Annotated in this window: 9 protein-coding genes; 1 reads left to right on the forward strand and 8 read right to left on the reverse strand. The window is 56.3% G+C overall.

All coding sequences use genetic code 11. The features are described from left to right. Nucleotides 1-162: 162 nt before the first annotated feature. From MTX78_RS01710 to MTX78_RS01725, 4 genes are all read right to left on the reverse strand, one after another. On the reverse strand, nucleotides 163-2,532 hold the full coding sequence (locus MTX78_RS01710; RefSeq protein WP_243799343.1) for a hypothetical protein: 2,370 nt from the start codon (nucleotides 2,530-2,532) through the stop codon (nucleotides 163-165). Nucleotides 2,533-2,609: 77 nt separating this feature from the next. Continuing rightward, nucleotides 2,610-3,794 (reverse strand): DUF4249 domain-containing protein, encoded by a 1,185-nt coding sequence (locus MTX78_RS01715; protein WP_243799345.1) that lies wholly within the window; start codon nucleotides 3,792-3,794, stop codon nucleotides 2,610-2,612. Further along, nucleotides 3,795-6,572: a TonB-dependent receptor gene (locus tag MTX78_RS01720; protein WP_243799347.1), complete on the reverse strand. Its 2,778-nt coding sequence runs from the start codon at nucleotides 6,570-6,572 to the stop codon at nucleotides 3,795-3,797. A 54-nt stretch (nucleotides 6,573-6,626) separates the two neighbouring features. Beyond that, nucleotides 6,627-7,373 (reverse strand): hypothetical protein, encoded by a 747-nt coding sequence (locus MTX78_RS01725; protein ID WP_243799349.1) that lies wholly within the window; start codon nucleotides 7,371-7,373, stop codon nucleotides 6,627-6,629. 295 nt (nucleotides 7,374-7,668) lie between these two features. Between MTX78_RS01725 and MTX78_RS01730 the strand changes: the two genes are divergently transcribed. Continuing rightward, nucleotides 7,669-8,310 carry a DUF1684 domain-containing protein gene (locus MTX78_RS01730; protein WP_243799351.1) on the forward strand — a complete coding sequence of 214 codons (642 nt, stop codon included), beginning with the start codon at nucleotides 7,669-7,671 and terminating at the stop codon, nucleotides 8,308-8,310. Between the two features lie 98 nt (nucleotides 8,311-8,408). Here the strand turns inward: MTX78_RS01730 and MTX78_RS01735 are convergent, their stop codons facing one another. From MTX78_RS01735 to MTX78_RS01750, 4 genes are all read right to left on the reverse strand, one after another. Beyond that, a complete protein-coding gene (locus MTX78_RS01735; protein WP_243799353.1) occupies nucleotides 8,409-9,296 on the reverse strand; it encodes a glycerophosphodiester phosphodiesterase family protein in 888 nt (295 codons plus the stop codon). 94 nt (nucleotides 9,297-9,390) lie between these two features. Then, the gene (locus MTX78_RS01740; protein ID WP_243799355.1) at nucleotides 9,391-10,893 is read right to left on the reverse strand and encodes a calcineurin-like phosphoesterase C-terminal domain-containing protein; all 1,503 of its coding nucleotides are present in this window, start codon (nucleotides 10,891-10,893) and stop codon (nucleotides 9,391-9,393) included. A gap of 31 nt (nucleotides 10,894-10,924) precedes the next feature. Next, nucleotides 10,925-12,370, reverse strand: coding sequence for a SusD/RagB family nutrient-binding outer membrane lipoprotein (locus MTX78_RS01745; protein WP_243799357.1), 1,446 nt, complete (start codon nucleotides 12,368-12,370; stop codon nucleotides 10,925-10,927). 10 nt (nucleotides 12,371-12,380) lie between these two features. Beyond that, complete coding sequence (locus tag MTX78_RS01750; RefSeq protein ID WP_243799359.1) at nucleotides 12,381-15,569, reverse strand: SusC/RagA family TonB-linked outer membrane protein; 3,189 nt, start codon at nucleotides 15,567-15,569, stop codon at nucleotides 12,381-12,383. Nucleotides 15,570-15,630: the final 61 nt, after the last annotated feature.

Here is a 15,630-nt window from a genome sequence, read left to right on the forward strand (position 1 = left end):
AGGCGAAAGTACAGAGGCAGCGGGGAATGACTTGAGTAGCTATTCTACGATAATCAAGAAACAAACAACCATCACGAAGTGATACGAAATACACCAATAAGTGAAAAGCCGTTGACGTGCCAGCACATCAACGGCTTCTCGGCACTCAGCGGAACGCGGTACCTACAACGCCTGCTTCACCTCAAATGTGAAGCTGGTGCTGCCTGCGGCCCCGTTGCCGGAGAGGCCCTGGAGCACCACTACATAGCGTCCGGCTTGGTCGCCGGTATAGAAATCCAACTTGCTGGCTTCGGTACCGGTGGTTACGGTGGGGTTCCAGTAGAGCAGATTGCGCATATCGGGGAGGCGGCTGCGCTTGGCTTCCGGTGCATCGTAGCGAGGCGCGTAGAACTCGCGCTGGCCTTGTAAGCCCTCGTATTGCTGCACCAGTACCCGTGGGTCTAGCGGAAAGTCTTCCAGGTCGCCCTTGTACGTGGTGTAGCTTACCACGCCACTGTACACGGCCATGCCCTGAAAGTAGCGGCTGTCAATTACTTCCAGCTTCTGAATTTTTAGCGGATTCATGGCCATCATCTTGTTGATGTTGAAAATCGGTACCCCATCCAGTAGCACCATCGGATTTTCCGTGAAAACCGTTTTGTTGATTTTGTCGACCACCAAGAAGTGAAAACCGTCTTTGCGAATCCGGACGACCACACCTGGTACATATTCGCGCATCACTTCTTCCAGCACCTTGAACCGGGTGTACTTGTCAAGGAAGTAGGTTTCGTCGGGCTTGCCGTAGAAGGCTGCGCTGTCCGTGACGGCGAATGGCGCTGTGTAGCGGGCCTCGTTCTTGCGGGCGTAGCTGGTCTGCACTTGCGCTTGGAAATGTCGTTTGGCGTACGCTTGCTGCAAGCGGGTAAAGGCGCTAAAGGGTGCGGGTGGCGTGGCCGAATGCTCCTGAGAAAACGGATTCAGTATCTCGATGCGGCAGGTGCTGTCTTGGCCCGGATCTGTCTGCACCACCAGTTCTTTGGAGCCGTAGAAGTTGTTGGTTTCGAACTGCAGAAGCCCTTGCGCGTCGCTCAACGAGTTGTTGAGTCGGATCAGGCGGCTAGGTGTTGAGAGGTAAGTCAAGACGCCTTTTACGGGCGTGGTGGTGCCTGCTTTGGTTAATCGGCCTCTCACCACAAGCCCGTTGGGCTCGGGCATGTGCACGAACTTCAGAGGTGTTGGAGCCAACACGTGGTCCCAGGCAAACCGGCTCCACCCTTGCGTCAGCATTAGGTTGTCGGCGGCTTCAAGCACTTCTTGGCTGGGGGCCGCGCAGTAGTAGGCCGGGTTTTCAACAGTGCCCTTCAGGTCTGAGGTCAGCCACAAGTAGCTGTTGATGTCGGGGCCGGAGGCAGTGGTCAGCGAATCGAGCCGGTACACCGCCATCGAGAGTTGCGCCCCCAGCGGGCGGGTATCGGAAGTGGCAGCTATTTCCACGCCTACCTTGTCGCGGGGCGCATACTGGCCTTTGTCGGGGCGGGCCGTGATGGTGAGCTGGCGTGTAGGCTGCCGGAAGTACAGCCGCTCGCACACCGGTTTCTGCTGCGCATTGAACACGGTGAAATGCGAAATGCCTTCCAGCAGCTGGCTTTTGTTGACAACGAATGCCGCACGCCCATTCACTAATGGCGCCTGAGCCGTGACGGCAATTTTCTGGCGGGAGTGGCCCAGCAGAAAAATCGTTTCGGGCTGCAAGCTGGTCGAGCTTACGGTGATGGTGAGTGGGTCGGCACTGCTGTTGTCCAGGCGCATTACGTAGCCCTGCTCATAGACCCGCGGCAGCTTGTACCGGGCCACTTGCTTGCCTACCGTAACCATGGCGGTGTAGGTGCTGCCCGCATCCGGCGTGAACGTGAAGCTCCCCATGCCGTAGCGCAGCGTTTTGAAGCTGGCTACCACGGTGCCGCTTTGGTTGAGGACCTTACCTTCGACTGCTACTCCCGTGCCGCTTTTGGCGGTTGCCTTGAACGCTACCTTGCTGGCAATGCCCTGCACCAGATTGCCGCCTTCCGGGAAAAACTGCACGTCGTACGCTGCCGAATCCTTGTCAGCCACTGCACCAGACGCGGTGAAGGTGTTGAGCACCGTAATGGAGCTGTGGAAGTAGTATTCTGGCCCGAAATTCTGCATCCAACTGGTGTACGCGCGCACCGTGTAGGTGCCCGAGCCCAGGGAAGTAGGCAGCACAAACGAGCCATGTCCTGTGGCTTCCTTCAAGGGGACTTTGGCTTGTAATACGGGCCGCTGCTGTTTGTCGAGCACCTCCACGTAGGCCACTGTGCTCAGCGGCAAGGGGGTAGCTTGCGTACCTTCCACAGCATATACCTTGAACCACATTGTCTCGCCAATAAGGTAGACTGGCCGGTCGAGGTGCAGGAAAAGCTTTTCGGGGAGGGCCGCCTGCTGGTACCGGCTGAATTTGCGGGTAATGCCTCCCAAGGAATCGGTTTGGGCCTGTGCTGCTCCCGCCATAGCCAGCCAGAGAAGCAGTGCCATACAGGTGCGGAGACGTAACAAGCCCCGACGTTGAAATACCATCATGTTGTTGTAGCGCATCACGTTAACGGCAAAGACTAAGGCCAAAAGCTAGGTTTGATTGCACTGCCACGCGTACGGCAATCGATACAATCCCGCGACTTAGCTGTGTAGCCAACCAAATTTCCGCTTATCGGATTGTACACCTCGGCAATAGGCAGATACGTAGGGCCGCTGAAAGCATTCTGTAGGATTTGGGCAGGGGGGAGGCGAATCTCCGGACCTGCTATAAACACAGTGTCGGGTGGCACGCAGCTTTCGTATCCATTCTGAACTCGCCAGGTGCTCGGCAATTCCGGGCGAGCAATGAATATTCTCTTTTCCTGTACGGAATGCACCCCAACGTAGCCCAGCGCAAGCTCCGCCTGGTCGTTTAGGCACCGGATGTTGCCCGTGAGCTGGGCTGGAAGTGGGTCGAAGAGGGTACCTATTTGCTCGGTGTTTTTTCGAAGCAAATCCCAGTACATGTACTCCTCCGCAGTTTGAGCGTACTGCTTTACCAGGATGCTGTATCTGCGGTTAAATAGCTCGGAAGTGGTGGGGAAAGAGCGCAGTAGAAAGTCGGAAATTACATCCTTCGTCAACCGGGTCGTGTTGCTTATTTTGATGTCAGCAGACTTGGCATTGCTCCAGCAAAGTCTCGGGTAAGGAGTGGTTATAGACTGTATCTGGCCGTTTCGGTATTCAATGAAGGGCGAGTAGGGCGTTGCTATTTCCCAGGTCTCTTCAAATTCCCACCTGTAATATTGGGTCTTGTTGGTATCGTCGTGGGTGTTGACGTAGATGTTCAATCCGGTGTCAACGGCTCGCCAGGTAATGTTATCAATGGGAGGCGTGGTCTTGACGGCCGTGTACTCGGATGCGTAATCTTTGCTGTCGGAAGTGAGGATGTGCAGCCGATGATTCTTGGCCGCGTTCAGCCGCAGGTTGGGGGAGGTGTAAATACCGGGGCTGCTTTCCCGCAGATTATAGCGCACTCCACCGTCTTCCTCGATGTATACCGTCGCTCTAGTTACCTTGGGCGGCGTCGCGGAAGAGCTGATATCATAGGTGCGCGAGAGGTTAATGGTGGTGATGCCGTCGCTATTAATGAAGCCATCTACCACCAAGAAGTTGGTAGTGGTGCTAATTGCCTCCGGCATGTAAGGGTCGATGCAGCCGGGCATTAGTAGCGCCAAACACCACAATAGCGCAGCCCGGAAGGGAGTAGAGAAGAGGCGCATCTAGAATTTGAAGTTATAGGTAACGGTAGGAATCGGCTGGCCGAAAATGGAAAGCTTGTAGCCTCTGATCTGCCCGTTTTCCGACTTGAAATACACCGAATATGGGTTTCTGCGGCCCGTGAGGTTGTAGACGCCCACCGTCCAGGAACTGTGCGCCAGCTTCTTCACCTTGTGGCTGCCTTCTATGTTGAGCGCAAAATCGGCGCGGTAGTAGTCGGGTACTCGGTAGGCATTGCGGTCAGAGTAGTACACCCGTAGCGAGTTGGCTACGTAATACTTGGCCAGCGGCAGCGTAATGGGGCGGCCGGTGCTGTAGGTGAAGTTCAGCGAGGAGCTGAAGCGGCGGCTGAAACGGTAGTTGCCAATCAGCGTGACGTCGTGGGGCTTGTCGAAGTTGCTGGGGTAGTAGCGGCCCCCGTTGATCCTATCGGAAGTGGTGCCCGAATTCACTTGCACCAACGAGCGGGAGTAGGTGTAGCTCACCCAGCCGTTGATCTTGCCCGTGAGTTTCTTTACCATCATTTCCACCCCGTAGGCTTTGCCTTGGGCATTCACGATGTCGGTTTCAATGTGGTCGTTGAGGATGAGCGTGGCGCCGCTTTTGTAGTCGACGAAGTCATCGAGCCACTTGTAGTAGGTTTCCACCGACGCCTCAATGGTGTTGGACTTGAAGTTGCGGTAGTAACCCACCGACACCTGGTCGCCGACCTGCGGGCGAATGTTGGAGTCGCTGAGCTTCCAGATGTCGGCCGGCGAAACGGAAGCGGTGTTGGAAAGCTGGTGGATGTATTGGCGCGTGCGGTTGTAGCTGGCTTTCACCGATGAGTTGTCGGACACCGAATACCGCGCCGACACCCGGTATTCCGGGCCGTGATACGTAGCCAGCACCTTGCCGGAGCCATAGCTGACTGTGTCGGTGATGGTCGCTTCACTTCTCGACAGTCCTGGCGCATACTCATAGACGTTGCGCGGCCCTAGCGCATTGTACAACGAGTAGCGCAAGCCAATAGAAACCGAAAGCCGCTGGCTGATATCAATCCGGTCGGAGGCGTAGATGGCACTTTCCAGCGCCTGCTCCCGGCTCAAGATATTCGGCCGTATCAGCGACTCGGTGCCCGTGGGCGTGAGGCTGCCCGGCGAAATGTTGTAGAGCAGTGAGCTTACCCCGAAATCAATAGTATGGATGGAGTTGGGGAAGTAGCTGAAATCGAGTTGCAGGTTGGTTTGGTTGATGCCGTACTTCAGCCGGGAAGCATTAACCGGGTTTTTCTCGCTAACAATATCGTAGCCGTAGTGGCTGTAGGCGCCCGTCAGTACGCTATACAGCTTGTTGCTGAAGTTGTGCTGCCATTTCAGGCTGGCGTTCTGGTTGATGTACTGATACGACGTGTCGCTGGCCAACCGAAACTTATCGGCGCTCAGATACCCGGTGGCGTAGAGCGAGTTCTTGTCGTTTAGTTGGTGGTTGACGTGGGCACTGACATCGTAGAAGGATGCCGAGCTTTGCCGAAACGAGCTGTTGGACAGGCGCCGCAAAATCCAGTCGGAGTAGCTGGTCCGGCCGCTAATGATGAACGCGCTTTTGTCTTTTACAATGGGCCCTTCCAGGGTGAGGCGACTGGTAAGCGGCCCGATGCCTCCCGAGCCCGAAAACTTTTTCTTGTTGCCTTCTCGGGTTTTGATTTCCAGGACGGAAGATAGGCGACCTCCGTACTTGGCCGGAATAGCGCTTTTGTAGAGCTCCACCGTTTGCAGAATATCGGGGTTGAATGCCGAGAAGAAGCCGAATAGATGAGACGGATTGTAGATAGTGGTACCATTGAACAGAATCAGGTTTTGGTCGGTGGCGCCGCCGCGCACGTTCAGTCCGGTGTTGCCTTCCCCCACCGACTTCACCCCCGGTAGCGTCAGCACCACCCGCAGAATATCGGTTTCGCCGAAGGCCGTGGGTACCTGCCGCATCGTTTTGATGTCGAGCTTCTCCAGGCCCATTTGCATGCCCGACACGTTCTTGTCTTTTTCGGCTTCAATCACCACTTCTTTGAGTGGCGTGATGTCTTCTTCCACTTCAATTTCCAGCTTGGCATTGCCGCGTAACACCACCTGGCGCTTGGTGTTCTTGATGCCAATACCACGGATTTTTATGTCGTGGCGCCCGATGGGAAGCGTGAGCGAGTAGTACCCAAACTGGTCGGTGCTGGTGCCGTAAGACGGGCCTTCGGTGTAGAGCGTGGCGCCAATAACCGGCTCCCCCGATTTCAAGTCGCGCAGGTGGCCGGCCAGCGTGGCCTTCCCGCCCGCAGTACCGCCCGAGCCCAACTCATATACCTTGAATTCGGCTTCGCGCACATACCGCGACCGAACGGCGGCCGTAGGGGCGGCGGTTTGGGTGGCGCGGGGCGCGTTGGCTACCCCGTCGGCGGTTGGCGGCTGAAAGAAATCAGTGGAAAGAGCAGGGTCAATGGCCAAGCCCGCCGTAACGAACACCCGGTTTTCGTCGTCGATAGCAAAGCGCAGGGTGGTGTTCTGCAAGGCGCGCTCCATCACCGCAGCTACGGGCTGGTCTTGTACTTGCAGCGTGATGTACAGGCTGTCAACGGTAGTCGGATCAAAGTAAAACCGCACGTCAGCCTGAAGCTCTACCTGCGTCACAAACTGCTCGAAGGGAACGTGGGTGAAGTTGCCGCTGACCGTTTTGGGGGCTGGCTGTTGCCCGTAGCTGCTACCGCTCGCCAGTGTACACAGTAAGAGAAAAAGCAGATGGTACAGGTGCTTCATAGAGGGAAAGGATAGGGCAAAAGGCGATAAAGGGTAGGGGAGGCAAACTGATATTTACTGCGCGGCCAAGCTAGTGTAGTAGCGAGTAACCCGAACAATAGCCGCCTCACGACGGTCTTTCTTGAACTTTAACTTATTGGCTTGTATATACTTCTGCACCTCTTTGCCTCTGTCAGCGAACAGGCGGGTGAGCGACTTTTTGCTGCCAACCGGATGATAGACGGCGCCTTTCCTGACAAAAAGCTTGTCGCCGGGAAAGAACTCGATTTCAATCTTGCCCTGGTTGGCTCGTTCCTGCCTGATTTTTATTCGCTTGGCTAGCAGTTGCACGCTGCTGTCAACTAGCACCTCATAGTAGCCGGTGCGCAACACCTTGCTGGTTGAGCTATCCGCCACCAGCCGAATAAAGCGGTGGTTGTCGAGAGTGAAATGGCGTACGTTCTCGTTCAGCAAGCTCAGATATAGCGGCGTGGTAGGGTGCTTGAGCACCACTTGGTCCAGCGCAATATCATAGGCCAGCGCAATATCCTTGAACTGGTGATTGTTGTAGTAAACGTTGCCTCTATGCTCTTCGGGGCTGAGGAAGAACTGGTGCCCAATAACCGTCTGGAACCGCTTGGCATAGTCAACGTACTCGGGGCCTGTGTACAGCTGCGGATGAGCCGTAAAGAAGGCATCGTACTGCTGTTGCACCACAGCAACAGATGGGGCTACACTCGAGTTGTTGGAAGAAACTTGTGCGGACGCGTGGTTGTAGAAGAAAAGCGTGCACAAGCAGAAAACAGATAAGCGTATTCTCATAAATAACAGAAGCAGGGAACAGGTGTAATCAAACTACTATACTAGACTCGTCTTGCTGGAGCAAGGCTGCTTGCAGGTTGTTAGCCAGATGCTTGAAATCTGGGTGAGTGCTTGAGGATCTTGCGGATAGAGCTAATAAAGAATATTCTCGAACGACTCTGCTGGCGAATCTAATATAAAATAAGTATGAATCTGTTGAATACTTAAGGGCTCGTCTTTTCGGCTTGAGTGGCTCGGCACTAGCAACGCGCAACCGGAGCGGGCGGACTGTGAGTGGGGTACGTATCTTCAGGGCATGATACAAGCTATTACGTACCTGCTCACAGGGATATTTCTATTCTGCGCGTGGCCTAGTGCGGCCCAAAACGGCGGCTTGGCGCGGCCTTCTGCTGCGGAGCACAGCCGGATGGTAAGCGAATTTCAGGCAGAGCTGAATGCCGAGTACAAGGATGCTAGCCGCTCGCCGTTGCCGGCAGCGGCGCGGGAAAAGTTTACGGGGCTTCCGTTCTTTCCTCTAAACCAAGAGGCCTGCGTAGAAGCCCGTTTCACGAGCGATTCTACGCAGGCCCCTTTTGAAATGAAAACCAGCAATGGCCGCAAGCCGCTGTACCGCAAATACGGAGAGTTACATTTCGTGTTGAACGGCAGTCCGCAGCACCTAACGGTGTTTCAGAGCCTGGATTTGCAACAGCGGCAAGGCTACCAAGACTACTTGTTTGTGCCTTTCACCGACCGCACCAACGGCCATAGCAGCTACGGCGGCGGCCGCTACCTCGATTTGCGTACCGGCCAACTCAAAGACGGGCAACTGCTGCTGGATTTCAATCGTGCCTACAATCCGTTCTGTGCCTATAACTCCCAGTATTCCTGCCCGGTGCCACCCATCGAAAACCGCCTGACGGTGGCCATCAAGGCCGGTGTGATGAGCGACCATTAGAACCAACGAAACACAAGCAAGAGGGCGCGCGAATTAGACACGGACTTGGTCCGCATCCGGCTCGCGCGCCCTCTTGCTTGCTGCTTATAGGCTGTAACTTAGGGCTTCGGTAGAGTGGCGAACAGGTCGGGATAATCGGTGATGATGCCGTCTACTTGTAACTGCATGAGGCGCTCTATGTCGGAAGATTCGTTTACCGTCCAAGGAATAATTTGGAGGCCCTCTTTGTGGCAGGCTTGCGCCAAGTCAGCAGTTACCAGCTGAAAGTGAGGGCTGTAGATGGTAGGTCGGAAGCTAAGGCGTTTCAGATTTGCCGCTAAGCCTTGCGTGTTCATCACCAGTAAGGCAGTGTGCAGCGTCGGGGCGGCTTGGTGCACCACCTCCAGCGTGCGCGGGTCGAATGATTGGATGGTGACGCGGCTTGCTACGCCTTTGGCTTGCACTACGGCTAGCAGCAGCTTCACGAACTCCGCTGGGGCTGGGTGCAACTTACTGTCGCCTTCCGGAGTGGTTTTGGTTTCGATGTTGTAGCGCGGGGCGGGTAGTTTTTTCAAGCGGGCATACGCCTCCGCGGAATCAATTACTTCAGCCAGCAGGGGCTTATAGGTGCGTAGCTTCTGCTGCCGCGGGAACTTGGAGTTGCCTTGGCTACCCGTATCGTAGCGCCGAATTTCGGCGTAGGGAAGGGCATAGAGGCGGTGCTTTTGCTCGTCGGCTTTCTTGATGGGCTGCCCGTCTGGAGTCAGCACAAAATCGGCGCTCATGTAAGGGTCATGGGAGAGGAACACCTGGTTGTCTTGGCTCACCAGCACATCCATTTCCAGGGTAGTCATGCCGAGGTCTTGGGCTTTGCGCATGGCTGGAACAGTGTTTTCAGGCATTAGACCGCGGCCACCACGGTGGCCCTGCCGGTCGAAGGCAGCGCGCTGAGCAAGGGCCCCGAAACCAACGGGCATCAGGGCAAGGAAGAGAAGGAATTTTGTCATCAGGCGAACATGTGGCAAGTGAAAACTCCGCAACTGAAAGTGTGTGCCTTCAGCTGCGGAGTGAAACAAGAGGGAGTGCAACTAGCAAAGTACACTACGCAGACAACGTATCGGTATATACCTGCCCGAACCGGTCAGTGACTTCGACGCGAATTTCCTTGGCCTGCGTCGATACATTGGCTACAAACAAATGCTCGGTAATGGTGGGGTCAACCCACTTGTGCTTGGCGGGTAGGGCAGGGCCCGCATGGAGCCGCACCGATAGCGGGTCGAGGCCGGTGTACTGCTGCATGTCGCCTTTGCGCACCCCGTCTTCAAACCAAGCCACTTTCCAGGCCGAATCCCAGTTCCAAACATTCACGGCCAGCGCCTCGGGCCGCTCCGGGATGCTGCCCTTCGGGTAGATGCGGAATTGGTGGCTGCGCTCCTGCCCGATGGCTTTGTAGTACCACTTCAGCTCGCTGCCGCGCACCTCGTACACGCCGTAACCGCCGGGCGTACCATCAGTGCAGATCGGGCCGGTCCACCACGCACCGCACACGGTGCCATGCACGTGTTCGGTTACGTTGTCGGCGGTTTGCAGCACCTCGTTGAAGTGCGTGTGCCCCGACATGATGTGCGCTTTGTAGGGCTTCAGCAGTCGGTACAGCTCTTGGCGGTTGGCTACTACGCCACCCATCGGCTCCTCTTTGTCTTTGTTGCGTAGGTGTTGTCGGGTATAGGGCGGAATGTGCAAGCTCACGACCACCGTAGTGCCGGGCTTCACGTGAGCTAAATCCTGCTCCAGCCACGCCAGTTGCCGCTCCGTGAGGTACCCGATATACTTCTTGGCTGCCCCAACAAAGAACACGTCGTCGAGCACTACATAGTGAATTTCGCCGCGGTTGAACGAGTAGTAGGTGGGGCCAAACAGCTTCTTGAAGGTGTCCGCGGAGTGGTCGTCGGTGCGGGCCGTGAGGTCCATGTCGTGGTTGCCGATAACCTGGAAAAAGGGGATGCCCGTACTGGCTACACCTTCTTTGTAATCCTCGAAGATTTCAAAATGGTCCCACACCAAGTCGCCGCAGCCGATGCCGTGAAACAGGGTGCCGGGGCCGTAGCTGGCTAGTAATTTCTGCGTGTCGGGTACGGCGGTGGCTTTGAACTCGGCGGCGTCAGCCTTGGATATCATCTGCGGATCAGCCCACACCAGGAAGTTGTGCTGCGTATCGTCTTGGCTGAGTTTCTGCAACTCAAAATCCGCCTTGAACCGGCCGCGTACGGGCTCCTTCTTGCGGTAGAAGCGGGCCACGCCTTTTTCGTGCGGAAATTCATAGCCCCGCGGCACCGAAATGTACACGAAGTCGGTGGCGCCACTACTTTCCAGCGTGTATTGGCCTTTCGCATCAGTGACCGTAACACTGACGCCGTCGGTAACGACTACGCCCGCAATGCCCTGGCCGCCCGCGTGCACCTTGCCGCTGAGGGCCGCAACCGCCACCTCTTTATTGGTGCTGGCGGCATCCTTGGGGCGTGCCAAGCCGAGGTTCGCGTCCAACGTCACGCCCAAGCCTGCCAGGCCAATGGATTTCAGGAAGGTTCTTCTTTGCTGCGACATGCTATTGATAATAAGGTCGTAAGAAAGCAGGCTATTTTTCCCACCACACTTTGGTGTTCACGTCGTCGCCGCCCATGTTTTCCACCGCAGTGCGGTAGTTGGTGCCGTTGTTGGTTTGCACGATAAGCGGGTACTTGAAACGCACCGGCATGACGCCCCCATTCTGCAAATCTTGGCCGCGGGGCAGTACTGGCAAACCTGTGCGGCGGTATTCAAACCACTGCTGATAGTCGTTGAAAAACAGTGCGTAATACTTCTGCAGCATGATGCGCTCCAGCGTGCCATTGTACGCCGCCGCGGCATTCTGGAAGTAGGTAGCGGGTACTACGGCACCCCACTGCTCAATGGCGGCGCGTACGCCCCGTTCGTAGTGCGTGCGAGCATCGGCGGTGATATACCCTTTCTGGGCCGCTTCAGCCTTAATGAATTCGACCTCGGCGTAGCTCATCAGCACCGACGACATGGGCGCATCTACTCTGGCCGTTACCAGCGCCACGTTCAGGTTGGAAGGTACATACTGGAACTGGGCGTCGCTGCCACTATAGGCACTTGGGATACCTTTGTAGCCAATGGTGCTGTTGCCCATCTGCGCACGCGCTTGGGTGCTGAACTTCGGCAGGCGGGGGTCACTCCACGTGTTCAGGTTGTCGATGAAATACGAAGCCGCCGCCCGGGTGGTCGTGAAGTCAATAGCCCGGCCCCAAGGCGACACATTGGGCGCCACGCCATTAATTTTCAAAATGGCTGCCTCACTGTTTTGCGTGAATACTGGGTACTTGGCGGGGTCATTAATCATGGCCGCCAGCCGAGCTGGGGCATTCATTTCGGGGCGTTTGGAAGCGCGCAGCAACAGGCGCATACGCAGCGAGTTGCAGAACCGTCGCCAGTTAAGCACACTGTTGTTGTAGAGCAAGTCGCTGCCATAGCTCATCGACTTATTGACGTCGAAGAGGCCGTTGGCCAAATCCAGGTCGTCGAGTAGCTGCGTGTAAATAGCTTGCTGCGTGTCGAACTTCGGATAGAGAATTCCTTCCTCGGCACGGCTGGCTTCGGTCATCGGCACGTCTCCGAAGCAGTCGGTTAGGTTGGCGTACACCCAAGCGTTCAGGGTGAGCGCAACAGCTTCATAGTTGGGGTCTTGAGCGGCTACGGCAGCAATGCGCATTTCCCGAATATTGGCCAGCCACCGGTAATAGGTGGTCCAGGTGGAATTACCAGCGCTTTCGCTCACCAAATAGCGGTGCACCCCCCCCGACACGCTCGGAAACGGCAACGACACTTGCATAATGTCGAACGTGAAGGCATCAGCACGGTTGGTATTGAACGCGGCCAACTCGTACACAATGGGGTTGAGCAGCGTGCCGGGGCTGATTCGTTCGATGCGGTTAGGGTCGGTATTCAGCTCCTCAAAGCCATCGGTGCACGATACCATGCTGCCGCCCAGGGCGAGTAGCAGGAGCGTTATATATTTTTTCATTGCTGTTGCTCTAAAACTGTAGCGTGATGTTCACGCCCATTGTGCGTGTAGAGGGAAGCTGGCCGATTTCCACGCCGGGTAGGATGGTGCCGCCATTGAGTGCTGCCGTTTCCGGATCAAACATGGGGAAGTCGGTGAGCATGGCCAGGTCGCGGCCGTAGAGGCCAATGGTGGCGCCCGTCAGGGCCTTGGTGCGGGCGAGCAGCGCCGCGGGTAGGTTGTACTCGATGCGGGCTTCGCGCAGCTTCAGGTAAGAAGCATCGAAGGAATTACTTTCAATATTGGCGCGGCGGTAATACTCGGCGTAGTACTGGTACGGAGCTACTTGCTTCTCATTTGGCGAGTACGTGCCATCAGGGTTGGCCACCACGCCTTCGCCCACAATAAAGCCTTCCTCGCGGCCGGGCAGCGTAGATTTTAGCTTGCCCTGCTCCATCATTTTGTGGTGGGTCTGAGAATAGATGATGCCACCATACTGACCATCGAGCAGTACACTCACCCGGAAGTTCTTGTAGGAAAACTCGTTCAGGAACCCCCCTTTCCAGTCGGCGTAGGCCCGCCCGATGTATTTGACGGCGGCGGGCTGCACGGGTAGGCCGTCTTTGTTGTAGACGATCTGGCCATCGGGGGCGCGCTCGAAGCCGAATCCGTAGATGTCGCCGGTGGTGCCACCTACTTTGGCGATGATGGAAGCCGTGCCGCCCGTACCAATCACCTGCTGATCATCGAGGCCATCGGCTAAGCTCAACACCTTGTTGCGGTTGCGGGCCCAGGTAACGGTGGTTTTCCACTTAAACGAGTTGTTGTCAACGGGCCGGGCATTGAGTACCACTTCCACGCCGCGGTTGCGCACCTCGCCTGCATTCAGCAATGCCCGGCTGTAGCCGGTAGTAGGGTCGATGGGCACTTCCAGAATCTGGTTGCTGGTCGTATTCTGGTATACCGTCAGGTCAGCCCCGATGCGGCCTTGGAACATTAGGTACTCCACGCCGGCTTCGTAGCTAGTCGTGAGTTCAGGCTTGAAATCGGTGTTGAATAGCGTAGTTGGAACCGAGCCAGCGCCGGGGAAGTCGCTCCGGCCGTAGTACTTGCGGGTGTAGTACGGCTCGGTATCGTTGCCCACGCGCGCCGCCGATAGCCGCACCTTGGCCAGCGAAACCGACGATGGCATGGGCAGCAATTCGTTTAGAATGAAACTGGAACTGATAGAAGGATAGAAGAACGAGTTGTTCTGAGTTGGCAGGGTGCTCGACCAGTCGTTGCGGCCAGTCAAATCCACAAAAATCTTGTCGTCGAAAGAAAGGGTGGTGAGGGCGTAGAGGCTATTAATTTTGCGGGCACGCGTGGTGGCTGCCAATAGCGGGTTGCTGAGGCCGTTGGTGAGCTTGTACACGCCCGGAATTACGAGGCCCTCCACGGAAGTATCGATGCCCCGGAAGCGGCGGTACATGGCGTTGCCACCCACCGAAGCCCGCACGTCGAAGTGCATTCCTAGGGGTTGATGGTAGGTCAGCAGGAAGTCGGTGTTGGCCTCGTAGTTGGTGATATCCTGCTGCTTGTAATAGCCGCGCTGGAAGTTTGCCGTGCTGTAGGGGCGCCGCATTTCGCGTTCCTCTTGGCTCATCGAGATGCCAGAGCGAACCAGCAAACTCAGCTTTTGCGTGAAATCATAGGTGCCCGACACGTTGCCAACGGTAGTGCGCGTGGTCACCGAGTTGGTCATTTCGTGGGCAATCAGGTACGGGTTGTCGATAAACGAGCTGAACGGATGCACCTGATCCACTTGGTCGAAGCCGTTTTTCCAGATGGTACGGTACGCGTCGAGCGGTACGTTGGGGTTCTGGAAAATCATGAAGTACGACAACGACTGGTTGTTGTAACCGGTGGCGGGGAGGTTGTCGCTCTTGCGGTTGGTGAAGTTCACTTTGCCCGCTAGTTTCAACTTCGGAGTCAGGCTGTGGTTGACACTCAACGCCGCCGTCAACCGATCATAGCCGGTGTTGGGCATAATCCACTCATTCTTGGAGTGCGTAACCGAGGCCCGCGCCGAACTGGTTTCGTTGCCACCTTCCAAAGCCACGCTGTTGGTAAGTGTGGAACCCGTCCGGAAAAACCCTTTGATATTGTCTTTGTACGGCACCCACGGCAACCGTTCCGCCGACTGTGCCTGCGTTACGGGGTCGTACTGATAGAATAGCTGCCCATCGAATTTCGGCCCAAACGCGCTGCTCGTACCACCCGTGCTATTCCCATCGGCGGAGGTGCCGTACGAGTAGTACATCTCGCCAGCCGCGGTGAACGAGCGACCGGTGCCTTGGCCGTATTCGTACTGATATTCGGGCCACTGCAGCACGGTGTTCACGCTGTAGTTGCTGTTCACCGTTACGCCCAGGCCCTTTTTCTTGCGCGAACCTGTTTTGGTGGTGATAATCAAGGCGCCGTTGGCTGCGCGGCTACCGTAGAGGGCCGTGGCGCTGGCTCCTTTCAGCACCGTAATGCTGGCAATGTCGTCGGGGTTGATGTCAGCAATGCCGTTACCGAAGTCTACGGGCACATCATTGCCGGAACCAGCCCCGTACGCGCTACCTACGCCCGAACTGGCTAGGCCGCTGTTCATCGGCACGCCGTCCAGCACAATCAGGGCATTGTTGCCATTTGGGTTCAAGGAGTTGTCGCCCCGCAACGAGATGCGTGTGGAGTTTACTGGCCCGGAGCCCGCCGAAATCAGGTTTAGGCCTGCCACCTTACCTGACAGGGCCTGTGAAAAGTTGTTAGGTCTTGCTTCCAGTAGGGCTTCGCCACCAATGGTTTGCGTAGCGTAGCCGAGGGCTTTCTGCTCCCGCTTGATACCCAGCGCCGTTACTACTACTTCGTTGAGCTGCTTGGTGTCGGGCGTGAGCCGCAGATTGAGTTGTGTTTTGCCTTCCACTGGCACTTCCCGAGGTAAGAAGCCAATGAAAGTGACTTGCAGTACAGCGTCGGAGGGAGCATTGAGCGTGTAGGCACCCTGCACGTCGGTGGAGGCACCGTTTGTAGTACCCTTCACTACTACCGTCGCGCCGGGTAGCGGTTGGCCTTGGTCGTCAGTTACGGTGCCGGAAACTGATTGGGATTGTGCGAAGGCACTGTTGCTTAGCAAAAGCACAGGCAGGCCCATCGCACAGAGCCGGCCGGCTCGAGCTAAGTAGCTGTGAAACATAAGGTTGGAAGGTTGTTTTCAGCCGCAAAACTACCCGCAACCTGTTACCGGAATGTTACTC

This window comes from Hymenobacter tibetensis, from assembly GCF_022827545.1.
GTDB lineage: Bacteria > Bacteroidota > Bacteroidia > Cytophagales > Hymenobacteraceae > Hymenobacter > Hymenobacter tibetensis.